General features: G+C 72.6%; 8 protein-coding genes. All 8 read right to left on the reverse strand.

Features of this window, described 5'->3' with window-relative positions; all coding sequences use genetic code 11:
- Positions 1 to 52: 52 nt before the first annotated feature.
- Positions 53 to 1,324, reverse strand: coding sequence for a hypothetical protein (locus ACIRR9_RS49175; RefSeq protein WP_403766456.1), 1,272 nt, complete (start codon positions 1,322 to 1,324; stop codon positions 53 to 55).
- Positions 1,321 to 3,576, reverse strand: coding sequence for a CDP-glycerol glycerophosphotransferase family protein (locus tag ACIRR9_RS49180; protein WP_403766459.1), 2,256 nt, complete (start codon positions 3,574 to 3,576; stop codon positions 1,321 to 1,323). Before ACIRR9_RS49180 ends, ACIRR9_RS49175 begins: the two co-directional genes overlap by 4 nt.
- Positions 3,577 to 3,578: 2 nt before the next feature.
- Positions 3,579 to 5,771: a CDP-glycerol glycerophosphotransferase family protein gene (locus tag ACIRR9_RS49185; RefSeq protein ID WP_403766462.1), complete on the reverse strand. Its 2,193-nt coding sequence runs from the start codon at positions 5,769 to 5,771 to the stop codon at positions 3,579 to 3,581.
- 124 nt (positions 5,772 to 5,895) lie between these two features.
- Positions 5,896 to 8,193: a CDP-glycerol glycerophosphotransferase family protein gene (locus tag ACIRR9_RS49190; RefSeq protein WP_403766464.1), complete on the reverse strand. Its 2,298-nt coding sequence runs from the start codon at positions 8,191 to 8,193 to the stop codon at positions 5,896 to 5,898.
- A 157-nt stretch (positions 8,194 to 8,350) separates the two neighbouring features.
- Complete coding sequence (locus tag ACIRR9_RS49195; RefSeq protein ID WP_403766466.1) at positions 8,351 to 9,190, reverse strand: carbohydrate ABC transporter permease; 840 nt, start codon at positions 9,188 to 9,190, stop codon at positions 8,351 to 8,353.
- The gene (locus tag ACIRR9_RS49200) at positions 9,187 to 10,536 is read right to left on the reverse strand and encodes a carbohydrate ABC transporter permease (RefSeq protein WP_403766468.1); all 1,350 of its coding nucleotides are present in this window, start codon (positions 10,534 to 10,536) and stop codon (positions 9,187 to 9,189) included. Before ACIRR9_RS49200 ends, ACIRR9_RS49195 begins: the two co-directional genes overlap by 4 nt.
- Positions 10,537 to 10,543: 7 nt before the next feature.
- Positions 10,544 to 11,923, reverse strand: coding sequence for an ABC transporter substrate-binding protein (locus ACIRR9_RS49205; protein WP_403766470.1), 1,380 nt, complete (start codon positions 11,921 to 11,923; stop codon positions 10,544 to 10,546).
- Between the two features lie 157 nt (positions 11,924 to 12,080).
- Positions 12,081 to 15,725 carry an FHA domain-containing protein gene (locus ACIRR9_RS49210; protein ID WP_403766473.1) on the reverse strand — a complete coding sequence of 1,215 codons (3,645 nt, stop codon included), beginning with the start codon at positions 15,723 to 15,725 and terminating at the stop codon, positions 12,081 to 12,083.
- Positions 15,726 to 15,976: the final 251 nt, after the last annotated feature.

Genomic DNA, 15,976 nt, shown 5'->3' on the forward strand with positions numbered 1-15,976 from the left:
GACCATTTGCCGAGTTTTCCCGTCCGCTCCGGCCGCTTTGCCGTCCATCACCTCATCGAGTGACATCGGCCGTCCGGGGAGACGCCTGCGCGGGCATCGGAACCGTCCGGTGCACCAGAGGCTCCAGAAGCAGCGGCACCCCCACCACCGGCAGCAGCCACGCCAGCACGATCAGCCGGTCGCCCCAGATGTTGATGTCGGGGTGCCCGGCCTGGGTGAGGATCCCGGTGCCCGCGGCCGCCAGCAGGAAGACCCCGAAGGCCGGCCGCCGCCGCGCGCCCCACGCCCCGGCCGCCAGCGCGGACAGGAACAGCGGTGCCATCGGCTGCCGGCGCAGCCACTCCACCCAGAAGTTCCCCTCCAGATGCAGGAACTCCTGCCAGGGGTGGACCCGGTCCGGGCGGGTGTAGTGGTTGGTCAGCAGGTCCTGCATGCTCTCCGACTCGGAGGGATAGTGCAGCAGCCGTACCAGCAGCAGTGTGCCGACGACCGCCGCGCAGCCCGCCGCCGCGATCGGCACCACCCCGCGCCCCGGCGCCCGCCCGTGCCGGCGCCGCCACAGCGCGACCACCGCCCCGGCCACCGCAAGGCACCCGCCGAGGAACAGCGCCTGCGAATGCTTCACCGTGAAGAGGATGAGCAGCGCGCCCGCCACCAGGGCCGTCCCCGCCCGCGCCCGTCGGGTCAGGGCCAGCGCGCAGCCCCACACCGCCACCAGTGTCAGCGCCAGCATCAGGCCCTCGGTCATCGGCCGCATCGCGGTCGTGCCCACCGGCAGGACGTAGTACAGGGCCTGCCCGGTCAGCGCGAGCGGCACCGCCACCGAAACCGTCCGCAGCACCAGGAAGACCAGCACCCCGCCCGCGCCCGCGACCAGCACACTCGCCAGCCACACCCCCCACGTCACCCCGAACACGGTCACGAAGGGCAGCAGGAACACCGGATAGCCGGGCCGCACCTCGAAGACGGCCCTCAGCCGCGGGCCCACGAACGGCACGATGTGCCCGTCCGTCTGCCCGGCCGCCAGCCGCCGCTCCGCACGCCGCAGTTCGGAGGAGCGGCACTCCGCGAACACCCGTCCCGCCGGGTTCGGCGCATGGAAGCGCAGCACGTCCACGCTCTGCGCGCGCCGCGCCTTCGACGCGTCGCCGGCGCAGGCCCAGTCGGCCGTCTCGGCCGCCGCCGCCCGCTTGGTCGCCCCGCCCAGGGTCAGCGCGTACGACACGTAGTTCTTGGAGTCGGGTGTGTCCCGGCCGGTGACATCGGCGAGTTGCAGCACCGCGAACACGGCGGCCAGCACCAGCACCCAGGTACGCGGTCTCACGTCGAGGCCAGCAGGCCGGGCGCGCCGGCCGGACCGGGCACCTGCACCGGTTCCGGCATCGGCTCACCGAGGAGCAGGGTCCGTACGACCCGTTCGGCGGCCCTTCCGTCGTCGAACTCGCAGAAACGGGACCGGAAGTCGGCCCGCAGCCGTGCCGACTCCTCGTCCCGCCAGCCGCCCGAGGCGAACAGCCACGCCAACTCCCGGTAGGAGTGCGACACATGGCCCGGCGCGTCGGCGGTGACATCGAGATAGGCGCCCCGGCTCGCGGTGTACGCGGCCCAGTCGTCGGCGTGCACGACGATCGGCCGGTCCAGGTTGGCGTAGTCGAACATGATCGACGAGTAGTCGGTGACCAGGGCGTCCGAGGCCAGCATGACCTCCTCGACGTGTGGTTCGCAGGTCGCGTCGACCAGGATCCCGCGCCGGTGCAGCTCGGCCAGGCCCATCCCACGGGCCGGGCCGGTCGCGAGGGCCGGGTGCAGCCGGACCACGAGCGTGTGGCCGGTGCCGAGGTCGGCGGCGAACCGGACCAGGTCGACCCGGTCGATGTGACCGCCCCGGACGTAGTCCCGGCGGGTCGGGGCGTAGAGCACGACCGTGTGGCCGGCCGGGATGCCGTGCCGGTCCCGGAAGCCGGCGCCCGCCGCGGAACCCTCGCACCCGGCGCCCGCCATACCGCCCTTGACCAGCACGTCGTTGCGCGGGCTGCCCGTACGGGCCGATGCGAAGTGGCAGGGGTAGGCCCGTTCCCAGACCAGCTCGGAGTGGCGGTTGGCGACCAGGCTGTGGTCCCAGCGGTCGGCCCGGCGCAGCATCTGCGGCACGTCGAAGGCGAGCCGGGCGCCGGGCTTGCCCAGCAGGTCGGCGCCCTTGTACTTGAGCGGGGTGCCCTGATGGGTGTGGATGTACACACTGCCGGGGCGTTTGACCAGTGTGCCGGGCCAGTTGACGTCGTTGACGAAGAACTTCGCGCGGGCGGTCAGCCGCAGGTAGTCCGGGGAGTCGAGCAGTACGTGCTCCACGTCCGCGGGCAGCGCCGCCGCCTCCTCGTCCCGTACCACCCACACCCCGCGCAGCCATGGTGCGATCTCCCGGGCCTTGCGGTAGACGGCCGCCGGGTCGCCCAGCAGGCCTCGGTGCGAGGACGCCGAGTAGACCACCAGGTCCGCGTCCGGTGCGCGCAGGCCGCGGAGCCTGCTCAGCGCCTGCCGGGCCCGGACCCCCGCCGCCTGCCGCACCCGCAGCGCCTGCCGCCCGCCCTCCCGGCCGGCCCGTTCGGCCTGCTGCCGCAGCAGGTAGGCCGCGTACGAGCCGCCGAGCACATCCAGACCGGCCGCCCCTTCGGCCCCCTCGGCCCGCTCGGTCTTCTCGGCCTCCTCGGGCCGGTAGGCGCGGTACAGCTCCGCCGTGCGCCGGAAGAACTCGCCCTTGGCTGCGGGCGGCAGCCGGTCCGGCTTGGCGAGGACGTCCAGGCAGTGCTCGCCCATCTTCCGGTGCAGATACGGCCGCCAACTCGCGAGTTCCGGGCGGGAGTCGACGAAGGCGAAGACCCGCTTGTACTGGTCGTGGACGTCGAAGTGCTTACGGCTGGTGGTGGAGAGGATGTTGCCCTGGCGGCGCTGGCGGTAGTTCAGACAGATCCGGTCGAGCGTGGCGATACGGGCCGCGCTGAGCATGACCGGGAAGGTCCAGGGCGTGTCCTCGTAGTAGCCCGGCGGGAACTGGAAGCCGTTCTCCTCGACGAAGTCCCGCCGGTAGACCTTGTTCCAGACGACCATCAACAGGTCGAGGATCTCGGGGTGTTCGGCCGCCGTGAACACCTCCGACGTCACACCGAGGACCTCCGCGAGCGCGTTGCGCCGGGTGCCGCCCCACCAGTAGGTGCGGGCGTAGTCGAAGACCAGGACGTCCGGGTCGCCGGTCTCGGCCAGCCGGTCGGCGATCGCGTCCAGCGCCCCCGGGGTGAGGGTGTCGTCGCTGTCGAGGAAGAGCAGGAAGTCGCCGGTGGCGTAGGGGAGTCCGGCGTTGCGGGCGCGGCCGAGGCCGACGTTCTCCGGCAGGTGCAGGACTCGCACGCGCGGGTCGCGGGCCGCGTACTCGTCGAGGATCGCGCCGCAGCCGTCCGGGGAACGGTCGTCGACGGCGATCACCTCGATGTCGTGACAGGACTGCTCCAGGACCGAGTCGAGGCACTCCCGGAGAAAGCCCTGCACCTTGAAGCAGGGCACGATCAGACTGAATCGGGGCACGGTCAGCTCCTGACAAGGGTCGCGGTCGGCGCCGGCAGGCGCTCTGCCAGGGGGATCACCGCCGGGATCGCCTCCGGTGGCTGGTTGAGGAAGACCCGCCGGACGACCCGCTCGGCGGCCAGACCGTCGTCGAACTGGCAGAAGCGGGCCCGGAACCCGGCCCGCAGCTGCTTGGACTCCGGGCCCGCGTAGGAGCCGTCGCGGAAGATCCGGGCCAGCTCCTCCGGGGTGCGGGCGACCGGGCCGGGCGGCTCGGCCATCAGGTCGAAGCAGACGCCCCGGGTGTGCCGGTAGACCTCCCAGTCGTCGGCGTAGACCACGATCGGCCGGTCCAGGTTGGCGTAGTCGAACATGATGGAGGAGTAGTCGGTGATCAGCGCGTCCGCGGCCAGACACACGTCCTCGGCGGAGCGGTGCGCGGTGACGTCGATGACCCGGCCGGTGTTCCGGAACGCCCCCCGGTCGTAGAAGTAGTGCGCGCGCAGCAGTACGACGACGTTCTCGCCGGCCGCCTCGCAGAACGCCTCCAGGTCGAGGCCGGGCTCGAAGCCGGTGTGGTGGTCGCGGTGGGTCGGCGCGTACAGGACGGCCGTCCTGCCGTCCGGGACGCCGAGCTTGCGCCGGGCACGGACCACGTCGTGGGCGGACGCCGTGTAGTAGACGTCGTTGCGCGGATAGCCGTACTCCAGCGCCTCGTACGAGCCCGGGAAGGCGCGCTCCCAGGTCTCGGTGGAGTGGCGGTTGGCGGAGAGGTTGAAGTCCCAGCGGTCGACCCGGCCGAGGAGCTTGGTGAAGCTGCCGGTCTGGGCGGCGACCACCGGGTACGTCGACTGGTCGACGCCCATCTTCTTCAGCGGGGTGCCGTGCTGGGTCTGCAGGTGCACACTGCCGGGCCGCTTGACGACCCCCTCGGCGAAGTTGGCGTTGTTCACCAGGTACTTGGCGCGGGCCAGCACCTGCCAGTAGCGGTGGCTGCCGATCACCGCGTACTCGACGCCCTCCGGCATGGCGTGCGCCTGGTCGGCCTCGACCAGGAACACCGAGCGGATGCGCGGGGCGAGTTCACGGGCCGTGGCATGGATCGCGGCCGGGTTGCAGGTGTAGCCGCGCCCCCAGTAGGCGCAGTACACGGCGAGGTGCGGGTCCAGCGGGCGGCGCAGTTCGAGGGCGTAGCGCAGCCGGGTGAGCGGCATGTGCGGCCGGGGCAGCCGCTCGGCCGCCCGCGCGGCCGCCTGGTTGACCCCGCGCAGCGCCCGGAACGCCGTGTACGCGCCCGCCGCGAGGAGCCGGTGCTGCACACCGATGCTCCCGCCCGGCATCCGGAACCCGGCCGGCCGGTACGTACGGTGCAGCCGCCCCGCCCGCCGGAAGAAGGCCCGTCGCCCGCCCGGCATCCGGTCCGGCCGCGCGGCCGTCCTCAGCACCACCCCGAAGACCTGCTCGAACAGCGGCCGGGCCCGCTCGCCCGGCAGCGCTGCGGCCCGCTCCAGGACCAGCTCGGCCTGGTCGAGGAGTTCGTGCTGGTGCGGCCCGGGGAGGTTGAGCCGGCTGCCCTGCCGGCGCAGCCGGTGCCGTACGACCACCGAGCGCAGCACCGCGATCCGCTCGGCGGCGACCGTGGTCAGACCGCCCCAGCCGAGGTCCGTGAAATGACCGTCGGGGAACAGCAGCCGCCGGTCCTCGACGAAGGTCCGGCGATAGGCGGCGCTCCAGGCCGGCAGTGCCACACCGGTCAGCGCGGGTGCCTGGTCCGGGGCGAAGGCGCCCTGCGGAACGCCCGCCAGCAGCGGCGCCGCCGGGTTGCCCGGCTCGCCCTCCCACCAGGGCATGCGTTCGTGCTCGAAGTACAGGACGTCCACGTCACCGGCCTCGGCCAGCCGCGCGTCGAGGAGTGCCAGCGCGCCGGGGACCAGTACGTCGTCGCCGTCGAGGAACAGCAGATATGTGCCGTTCGCCGCCCGCATCCCGGTGTTGCGGGCCCTGCTCAGCCCGGCGGACGGCGGTGAGTGCACCGGGGTCACCCGGGAGTCCCGCTCGGCGTATCCGGCGGCGACCGAGGCGGCCGGGGCGTCGGGCGCGTCGCAGACCGGGATCAGCTCCAGGTCTCCGAAGGACTGGGCGAGGACCGAGTCCAGCGCCTGGGACAGCCGGCCGGCGACCCCGTGGGACGGGACGATGATGCTGAAGCGGGGCATGCTGCTCTTTCTCAGGTGTGCAAGCGGCCCGGTCTCCCCGTCGGTCGCCAGGTGGACGGCCGGGACGGAGTGGGCCGCGAGGTGTGGGGGGCCATGGAGAAACTCCCTGAAAGGCAAACGGCGTTCAGCGGCTCTCGGTGACGGGCAGGTGGCCGGAAGGTTGCGGAACGGTGGCGAGCGGGGAGTGGGCGAGCCCCGAGGCGGCCGACGGAACCGGGTGCCGCTCATCAAGAGGGATGACCTTCGGCAGCCCGGCCGGCTCGCCGAGCACCACATGCCGTACGACCCGTTCGGCGGCGCGTCCGTCGTCGTACCGGCAGAACCGCTCGCGGAACGCGGCCCGCAGCTCCGCGGAGCGGGAGCCGCGCCAGTGGCCGGTGGCGAAGATGTCGATCAGCTCGTCCTCGGTGCGGGCGACCGCGCCGGGCGGGCTGGAACGCAGGTCGAAGTAGGTGCCGCGGGCCGCGTGGTAGGCGTCCCAGTCCTCGGTGTGCACGACGATCGGCCGGTCCAGGTTGGCGTAGTCGAACATGATCGACGAGTAGTCGGTGATCAGCGCGTCCGAGGCCAGGCAGAGGGACTCCACGCTCGGGTGGTCGCTGACGTCGATCACCCGCCCCCCGGCCCCGAGCGGGCCGTCGTGCCAGTAGTGGGCGCGGGCCAGGATCACGAAGCGCGGGCCGAGGCGGCGCACGATCCGGTCCAGGTCGAGGGCGGAGCGCTGGGTGCGCCGGTAGTCGCGGTGGGTGGGGGCGTACAGCAGGGCGACCGTGTCCTCGGGGACACCGAGCGACGCGCGGATCCGGGTCACGTCGGCGGAGGTGGCCTGCTGGAAGACGTCGTTGCGCGGATAGCCGTACTCCAGGGTGGTGTAGCCGCCGGGGTAGACGCGCTCCCAGGTGAGGGTGGTGTGGCGGTTGGCGGAGAGGAGGAAGTCCCACTTGTCGACGCCCCGCAGGAGTTCCTCGAAGTCCATGTCGGCGGCGGCCGCCGGGTGTTCCTGGAGGTCCAGGCCCATGTGCTTGAGGGGAGTGCCGTGCTGGGTCTGCACGAACACCTGGCCGGGGCGCTTGCGCAGCCGGCGGTCGAAGTTGACGTTGTTCACCAGGTACTTGGAGCGGGCCAGCGCCGTCCAGTAGGCGAGGGTGCCCGGACGCAGCGGGCGCGGGCCCGGCGGGATCGCTTGCTGGTGCTCGGGGCGGGCGATCCAGGCGGTGCGGATGTGCGGGGCGTGGCTGCGGAACGCCGCCTCCAGCGCACCAGGATTGCAGCCGTGGCCGCGGTTCCAGTAGGCGGCGAAGACCGCGCGGTCGGCGCGCAGCGGGAGGCGCAGCTGGACGCGGTAGTGGAGCTGGAGGAGGGCCGAGCGCAGGCCGCGGGCGAACTTGACGCCCGCCTTGAGGGTGCGGCGGCGCGCGGACATCGCCAGCTGGAGGGCGCGGTAGGTACGGTGCAGGCCGTAGTGGACGAGGGCGTGGCGCAGCCGGGTGCGATGGGGGTACCCCCGCTCGAGCGGAGCCGAGAGTGGGGGAGGAACCTGGGTGCCCTTGGCCCGGTAACAGCGGTAGTGGGCGCGGGCCTTGCGCAGGAACTCGGCACGGGTGCCCTTCGGGAGGCGGTCCCGCTTGGTGAACACCGTCGAGAAGTGGTCGATCATGCGGCGGAACAACACCGGTCGCCAGCGGTCGAGTTCGGGCCGCTCCTCGATGAACGCGAAGACCCGGTCGTACTGTTCGAAGATGTCGAAGTGTTTGCGGCTGGTGGTGGAGAGGATGCTGCCCCGCCGTCGCTGCCGGTAGTGCACACAGACGCGGTCGAGGGTGGCGATCGACCCGGCGGCCATCAGGACCGGGTAGGTCCAGGGGGTGTCCTCGTAGTAGCCGGGCGGGAAGGCGAAGCCGTGCTCCTCGACGAACTCCCGCCGGTACGCCTTGTTCCAGGCCACCATCAGCACCCGGAGCAGCCCGGGCCGGTCCTCTAGGCGGAACGGCGCCGGCCCTTCCTCGGTCAGCTGCGACGCGACCTTGTTGCGCTCCGCCCGGCCCGTCCAGAACGTCCGCGCGTAGTCGTACACGAGGACGTCCGGCTCACCGCTCTCCTTGACCCGGTCCGCGATCGCGCGCAGCGCGTCGGGCGTGAGGGTGTCGTCGCTGTCCAGGAAGAGCAGGTAGTCGCCGCGCGCCTGCTCCATCCCCGCGTTGCGGGCGCCGCCCAGGCCCTGGTTCTCCGTCAGGTGCACGGGCCGGACCCGTGCGTCACGGGCCGCGTACTCGTCGATGATCGCGCCGCAGGCGTCCGGTGAACAGTCGTCCACGGCGATCAGTTCGAGATCGGGGTACGACTGCGAGAGCACCGATTCCAGGCACTCGGACAGATACGCCTGGACCTTGTACGCGGGGACAATGACACTGAACCTGGGCAAGGGGCATCCATGGGTCGGTCGGCGCGGGCGTTCTGCCCGGGAACGGCCAATGGAATGATTTGGTTACGGTTCCTTACGTCATGTGGGGGAACGCCGCCGGCGACAGCGGAAGGGCGAGCCGGTTGCCGGCCCGCCCTCCGCGGGTACCGCCTCTGCGCTATTTGACCGCGCCCGCCATCACCCCGGACACGAACTGCCGCTGGAACGCGAAGAACACGGCCAGCGGGATGACCATCGAGATGAAGGCGCCGGGGGCGAGGACGTCGATGTTGTTGCCGAACTGCCGGACCTGGGTCTGCAGCGCCACCGTGATCGGCTGGGTGCCCGACTTGGTGAACACCAGTGCGACCAGCATGTCGTTCCACACCCACAGGAACTGGAAGATGCCCAGGCTCGCGATCGCCGGCCCGCCCAGCGGCATCACCACCCGGGTGAACAGGCGCAGTTCACCGGCGCCGTCCAGGCGCGCCGCCTCCAGCAGCTCCCGCGGGATCTGCGCGAAGAAGTTCCGCAGCAGGAACACCGCGAACGGCAGACCGAAGCCGACATGGAAGAGGATCACCCCGAAGATCGTCCCGAACAGACCGATCTTCCCGAAGAGTTCGGCGATCGGGATCAGCGCCACCTGGACCGGCACCACCAGCAGACTGACCACGATCAGGAACCACCAGTCCCGGCCCGGGAACTCCATCCACGCGAACGCGTAACCGGCCAGCGCCCCGATGGCGACGACCAGGATCGTCGCCGGGACGGTGATCAGGACCGTGTTCCAGAGGGAGTTGGTGATGTCGCTGTTCTCCAGGAGCTTCTGGTAACTCTCGAAGGTGAGCTGGGACGGCTTGCTGAACACCTGCCACCAGCCGCTCGCGCTCATGTCGTCCGGCGAACGGAGCGAGGAGGCGAGCAGGCCGATCGTCGGCACCAGCCAGAACAGGGCGACGACGATCAGGAAGAAGCGGACCAGACCGCCGTTGATCTTCTCCAGCAGCCAGCTCATCGCCGCTCCTCCCGCCTCAGCCGACGGACGTTGAACCACATCACCGGGATGACGAGAAGCAGCAGGAACACCGCGATGGCGCTCGCGATGCCCGGCTGCCCCTCCGAGAAGCCCTTGCGGTACAGCTCCAGGGCGAGCACGTTCGCGTCGTCCTGCGAGGAGCCCGGCGCGATGATGTACACGAGGTCGAAGACCTTCAGCACGTTGATCATCAGGGTGACGGTGACGACCGCGAGGACCGGTGCGAGGAGCGGCACGGTGACCTTGCGGAACACCTGCCACTCGGTCGCGCCGTCGACACGGGCCGCCTCCAGGAGTTCCCGGGGCACGCCCGCGAGCCCGGCCGCGATCAGCACCATCGCGAAGCCCGCCCACATCCAGACGTACGACCCGATGATGGCGGGGGTGACCAGGGTCGGGCCGAGCCAGTCGACGCCGTTGTAGGGCTGCTTGAAGTTGCTCGCGGGGAGTTGGAGCTGGGCCCCGTCCGCGGCGGCGGGGAGGGTGAAGGTGCCGTCTGCCGCCGCCTTGGCCGATGCCACCACCTTGCCGTTCTTGACCGCCTCGATCCGCATCCCGTCGTAGCCGAGCTCGGACGGGTCGGGCACGCCGAGCCTGCCGACGCCCTTGCCGCGGGTGAAGTCCTGCCAGGTGGTGCCGGTGATCTTCGCCGGGTCGGGCTTGGCCGCCACGGCGCTCTTCGCGCCCTTCGGCATCTGGTCGGGGGCGACTCCGACGAGCGGGAGGGCGACGGTCTGCCCGGTGCGGACGGTGGCCGTGGTGATGAAGCCGCCTTGGTACGGCTTCAGGGGTGAATCGCGGCCCGGGTGGGCGTTCGGGAACGCCGACGACTGGGCGAAGGTGTCGTGGATGCCGACCCAGACCGCGTTGGCGACGCCCTTGTCCGGGTCCTGGTCGTAGACCAGCCGGAAGATGATGCCGGCGGCCAGCATGGAGATCGCCATCGGCATGAAGACGACCAGTTTGAACGCCGTTCCCCAGCGGATCCGTTCGGTCAGCACCGCGAAGACCAGGCCGAGGGCGGTGGAGACGGTCGGCGCGAACACCACCCAGATGATGTTGTTCTTCAGGGCGGTGCGGATGCCGTCGTCCGTGAAGATCGCCTTGTAGTTGTCGAAGCCGGCGAACCCGTCACCGTTGGCGTTGTAGAAGCTGCGGATCAGCGAGTACCCGATCGGGTAGACCACGAGCGCGCCGAGCAGTACCAGGGCGGGGAGCAGAAAGAGAACCGCCACGGACTTGCGGGTGCCGGTCACGCTCTTGCGGCGGCGGGGGCGCGGGTCGGCGGGGGTCCCGGGGACCCCCGCCGTGGCGGGTGACGCCATCGCCGGGTCAGCTTCCGCTGCCGTAGGCGGCCGCCGCGTCCTTCTCCAGCTTCGCCTGGGTGCCCGCGACGTCCGTCGGGTTCTGCAGGAAGTCCTGGAGGTCCTTCCACTCGCCCTTGCCCGGGGTGCCGCCGAACGCCTGCGGGGCCTGGTCGGACATGTCGAAGCGGAAGTCGTCGCCGGAGGCGATCAGGGCCTGGGCGATCTTGCGCTGCACCTCGTTCGGGTACGCCGAGTTCGCCACGTTCTTGTTCGGCGACAGATAGCCGCCGAGCTTCGCCTGGATCGTCGCCGCGTCCGGGGAGGCCAGGAACTTCGCCAGCGCCTGTGCGCCCTTGGAGTCCTTGAAGACGACGGCCGCGTCACCGCCGGAGACCACGGGCGCGGTCGAGCCCACGCTCGGGAACGGGAACACCTTCGCGTCCGTGCCCACCTGTGCCTTGGTCTCACCGATGTTGACCTGCACGAAGTCGCCCTCGTAGACCATCGCGGCCTTCGGCTGGGCGCCGCCGGTGAAGGTCTGGGTGACCGACGCCGGGAACTCCGTCTGCAGCGCGCCGTTCGCGCCGCCCGCGATGTACCCCTTCTTGCCCCAGATCTGGGCGAGCGTGGTCAGCGCCTGCGCGACGCTCGGGTCCGTCCACTTGATCTTGTGCTGGGCGAGCTGGTCGTACTTCTCCGGGCCCGCCTGCGAGAGGTACACGTTCTCGAACCAGTCGGTCAGCGTCCAGCCGTCCGCGCCGCCGATCGAGAACGGTGTGACACCCGAGTCGTACACCGCCTGCGCCGCCGTCAGCAGGTCCTGCCAGGTCTTGGGCTCCTTGGCCCCCGCGTTCTCGAAGACCTTGGCGTTGTACCAGATCAGCGACTTGTTGGCGGCCTTGTAGTAGACGCCGTACTGCTTGCCGTCGACCTTGCCGATGTCCTGCCAGCCCTGCGAGTAGTTCTTCTGCACTTCCGTGATCGTGTCGGCGCTCAGCGGCTTCGCCCAGCCCTTCTGGACGGCCTGCTTGATCGCGCCGGGCTGCGGCAGCAGCGCGATGTCCGGCGGCTGACCGCCCGCGATCTTCGAGCCGAGGAAGTTGATGATCGGGTCCTGCGCGGGCACGAAGGTGACCTTCGCACCGGTGCGCTTCTCGAACTCCGCGAGGACCTGCTTGAAGTTCTTCTGCTCCTGCCCCGTCCAGACGGCGGCGACCTCCAGGTCGGTGCCGTTCAGCTTCGGGAGGGTGAGGGTGCTCGTCCCGGTGGCGCCGGTGCTGTTCCCGCCGCCGGACGTCTTGTCGTTGCCGCCTCCGCAGGCGGTGAGCGCGAGGGCTCCCGCGAGGAGTGCGGCGAGTGTGGTGACGGCCCTGCTTGTCCGGATGGTGTTGCTCATGGCGCGCATCACTTCCCCGTTCGTCGTTCCTCATTGAACGCCAGAACTCTGTCCCGTGCGCTCCGGTCTACGCGGGGGCCGCGTGCGCGGCAAGGGTGCCTGCCGGTGAGGGCCGGGGATCGTGATCGCCTCGTGATCGTGGGCTGATCGCAGAAGCGGTGATCGGTCAAAGAAGCGAGGGGACCTCCGCCGCGGAGACCTCCCGGGCCGCCCGCTCCACCGCGCTCGCCAGCAACGCCAGGTCCGTCGGGCCGTTGCCCAGTTCCCGGACCGGGCGGCGGGCCGGGGGATCGCCCATGCGGGGCCAGTCGAGGGGGACCACCGTGGGGCGCTGGGTCGCCGTACGGGGGATACGGCCCGTGACACGGCCCGCCTGGAACGCGGTGGTACGGCCGTCCGGGGTGGTGAGGCGGCCGCGGCCCGGGGCCGGTTCGTCGGGGCCGCCGGCCGGTGTGTCCAGGGTGACGCGCAGGGTGGCCTGCCGGGCCGGTTCCGTCTCCGCCGTACGACCGCCGGTGCCGGCCGCGGCGACCAGGTGGACGCCGAGCCGCTCGCCCTCCTTCGCCACCGCCTCCAGCGCCCGCATCACGGAACCGGCGGCCGGGCGGCCCGGTGAACCGAGCGCGGGGGAGACCAGGGCGTCCAGGTCGTCGACCACGACCACCAGACGGGGCAACGGCGGGGGCGTCTCGGTGGGCCGGCGGGCCGCGGCGCCGGCCGACGGGCGCAGCCGGAGCGTCGAGCTCGGCGGGGCTTCTATGTCGGCGGCGCCCGAGGTGGGGCGGGTGCGCTGGGGGACGATCCGGCCCGAGATCTCCCGCTGCGCGTGCCAGTCGTTGAAGTCGGAGCGGCCCAGCAGTTCGGCCCGCCGCTTCAGCTCGGCGCTCAGCGACTGGGCGAATTCACGCATCCGGACCGGGTCGTTGGCGGTGAGATGGGTCGTGACATGCGGTATGTCCGTACAGACCCGGAGGCCCTCGCCGTGCCCGGCACCCGTGCCGACGCCGTCGCGGCCGTCGATCAGGACGATCCCGAGCCGGTCCGGGCGATCGGCGGCCGCCAGCGAGGCGACCATCGCCCGCAGCAGCTCCGTACGGCCGCTGCCGGACGGGCCCTCGATCAGCAGATGCGGACCGTCGGCCACCAGGTCGGCACCGAGCGGGCCGCGCGGTCCGGCACCGAGCACCGCACGGGCCCGGCCGCCCAGCGACTCGGCGTCGTCCGCCGCATCCGCCCAGCGGGCCATCAGCGACGCCGGGGTCGCCCTCGCCAGCCCCAGCTCGTCCAGCAGACGGGCGGACTGGGGGAGCGGGGCGGTCACGCGCGTGTGCCGGTCGGCGCCCGGGCCGTCGGGGCGCAGCGGGGCCAGCGCCCGCGCGAACCGCTCGGCCCAGGCCGGTGAGACCGCGTCCACCGCGGCCAGGGTGCCGGGGCCGACCGGGCCGGTGGAGACCCGCATGAGGTGCAACGCCGTGGCCACGTCCCCGCTGAGCAGGGCCACCGCCCCGCACTCCCGGAACGTCGGCGTCACCGCGCACGCCGCCTCGTAGGTCTCCTCGACCGGGGAGGTGGACGAAGTGGGTGCCGTCTCGGCCAGGCAGATCACATGCACTCCGGCGCGCGGACCGGCGACCGCCAGCCGCGCCACCGCGTCGCGCAGGGCCGAGCCGCCGGGATCGCCGTCCACGACGACGACCGTGTACGGCCCGGGGAAGCCGCCCTTGTCGTCGGCGGCGCCGAGGTCGGCACGGGCCCAGGAGGGGCGCTGGGCGGCGTCTGCGGGGGAGGCGCCAGCCGTCCGTGCCGGGGCCGGCATCGGGGTCGGTGCCGAGGTCGGGCGGTCGGACGGGGTGGCCGGCCGCCGGGGTGCGGACATGTCCTCCACCCTGCGCAGCAGCTCCTCCACGCGGGCCGCCGCCTGTTCGCGGTCGTAGGCCAGCAGGAGGCGGCAGTCCTGGCCGTGCCCGGGACGGACGTGCGGGAGCCAGCCGAGCCAGGACCACTCCGCCGTGCGCTCCTCCAGCGGGCGGGCCCGGTCCGCGCTGATCAGGACGATCTCCAGCAGGTCGGGCGAGTGCAGCGCGGCGAGCTGGGCCAGTACCGAGCGGGCGAGACCGGAGAGGCGGGTGCGCGGGCCCGCCAGGCCCAGGGCACCGGCCTCGCGCAGGCCGGCGGTGACGGGCACGGCGGGGAGCAGGCCCGAGCCGCCCGGCGTCGGCCGGTCCGCCGTACCGAGCCGGACCGTGAGCGTCTCCGGGTGGCCGGGGCCGCGCTCCCAGAGGCGGGGGCCGGGTCCCAGCGCGGTGAGGAGCAGGGCGGCCGGGTCGGGCCAGGTCTCGGGCTGGGCGGGAGCGTCGGGGGACGCGGCGAAGTCGTCGTCGGCCACGGTCTCGTCGGCGCCGGCCGACGTGGGTTCACCCCGCCCGCCGGCCAGGCGCCGCGCCCAGGCGCCGAGGCCGCCGCGCCTGCGGGCGCCGGGCAGGACAGGGGCGTCGGTGCCGCGCAGAGGCGTGCCCTTGCGCCTGCCGGAGGAGGCGGCGGGGTCGTCGAAGTGCGCGGCGGAGGCGTCACCGGCCGGGTGCCCGGCCGACCGGGCGGCCTCCGGGGAGGTCCGGTGCGCTGCCGTCGGCTCGGAGGCCGTGGCGCCGGTGGGCGCGGTGCCGTAGGCGGTGGGGCCGGTGGGTGTGCGTCCGGCGGTTGTGGATCCGTGAGCTGCGGATCCGGCGTTCGTGGTCCCGGCGTTCGCAGATCCGTGAGACGTGGGGCCGGTGGGTGTGCGTCCGGCGGTTGTGGATCCGTGAGACGTGGCCCCGGCGCCCGCGGCCCCGGTGGAGGCGCTTCGGGCGTCGCCCGGGTCGCCGAGTATTCCGGTGCGGCCCGCGTGTGTGTCGCCGGAGGAACCGCGAGGGCCGGGCATCCCGGTGGTCGTCCGGGGATCCGGGCGGCTCTCGATCCTCGGCGCGTCGCCCTGCGCGGGGACGACCGTCGGGTCCACCGCGCCGTGCTGGCGGCCCCCCGGCGCGCCGCCCGGGGCTCCCCAGCCCGCCGTGCCGTAGGCGTGATGGGTGCGGCCGGCCGGAGCCGGCACGGCCGTACCGGCATCGGTGCCGGCGTCGCCGTCGGCCCCCTCGCCCTCCGTCAGCACCCGCACGCACCCCTCCCCGTCGGGTGCCGTGCCCAGCCGGGCCCCCGGCCCCCCGGACGGCGTAAGCCGCAGGGCCGATTCCCCGATGCGCAGCAGGGCGCCCGGGGTGAGGCGGACCGGGCGGTCGGTGACGCGGGTGCCGTCCAGGGCCGTGCCGTTGGTGGAGTTCAGGTCGGCGACCGAGACGCGGCCGTCGGCGGCGACCGTGACCGCGCAGTGCAGCCGGGAGACGTCCGGGTCGTCGAGCGGGACGTCGGCGTCGGCGGAGCGGCCGATGGTGATCTGGCCGCCGTGCAGGAGGTGGACCCCGCCCGCGTCGGGCCCGGCCACCACGTGCAGCTGGGTCGGGGCGTCGTCCAGCTCGGGATGCGGTTCGGGGGCCGCGGGGGCGCCCAGGGACAGCATGGCGCCGTCGACCAGCGGGGGCTCGCCCAGGATGCGGCGGCGGGCGTCCAGCCGCTCCACGCCGGCGTACAGCACCACGGGCGCGCTGCTCGGCTCGCGGCCGCCCAGGCTGCCGTCGCCGGTGACCGCCGAGGCCAGCGCGGAGGCCACCGCGGCCAGGTCCGTGCCCGCCGGTGCCGTCACCAGCACGTCGCGGCTCACGGCCCGGCCCCGCTGCGCGGCAGGGCCCAGCGGGTCTACGACGGTCAGCCGGATCTGCATCGGCGTCAGCGGTCCCTTCTGCGCGGGCGCGGAATTCCCCCCACCACCACTAGCGCGTCGGCCAGTTCTGCTGTCGCACGCATCCTCGCACCTGCTGCTGACAACGCGCCCACGCCCCGATGGTAAGTGATCTTGATTGGTCAGCTCTGCCCCCAAAAGTGCCTGCCAAGTGCCACGCGGGCGATCACTTGAGATCGGTCACGTCGGGCCCCGGCAACCACCGGACAGAAGCAAGCGTCTTTCCATCGAAC

It is taken from the genome of Streptomyces sp. NPDC101234, from assembly GCF_044767525.1.
Taxonomy (GTDB): Bacteria; Actinomycetota; Actinomycetes; order Streptomycetales; family Streptomycetaceae; genus Streptomyces; species Streptomyces sasae.

What these genes read in the sequence shown, in the direction of transcription:
- ACIRR9_RS49185 (WP_403766462.1), bottom strand. Translation starts at nt 5,771, where the DNA reads ATGCCCCGCTTCAGCATCATCGTCCCGTCCCACGGGGTCGCCGGCCGG.
- ACIRR9_RS49205 (WP_403766470.1), bottom strand. Translation starts at nt 11,923, where the DNA reads ATGCGCGCCATGAGCAACACCATCCGGACAAGCAGGGCCGTCACCACA.
- ACIRR9_RS49210 (WP_403766473.1), bottom strand. Translation starts at nt 15,725, where the DNA reads ATGCAGATCCGGCTGACCGTCGTAGACCCGCTGGGCCCTGCCGCGCAG.
- ACIRR9_RS49195 (WP_403766466.1), bottom strand. Translation starts at nt 9,190, where the DNA reads ATGAGCTGGCTGCTGGAGAAGATCAACGGCGGTCTGGTCCGCTTCTTC.
- ACIRR9_RS49200 (WP_403766468.1), bottom strand. Translation starts at nt 10,536, where the DNA reads ATGGCGTCACCCGCCACGGCGGGGGTCCCCGGGACCCCCGCCGACCCG.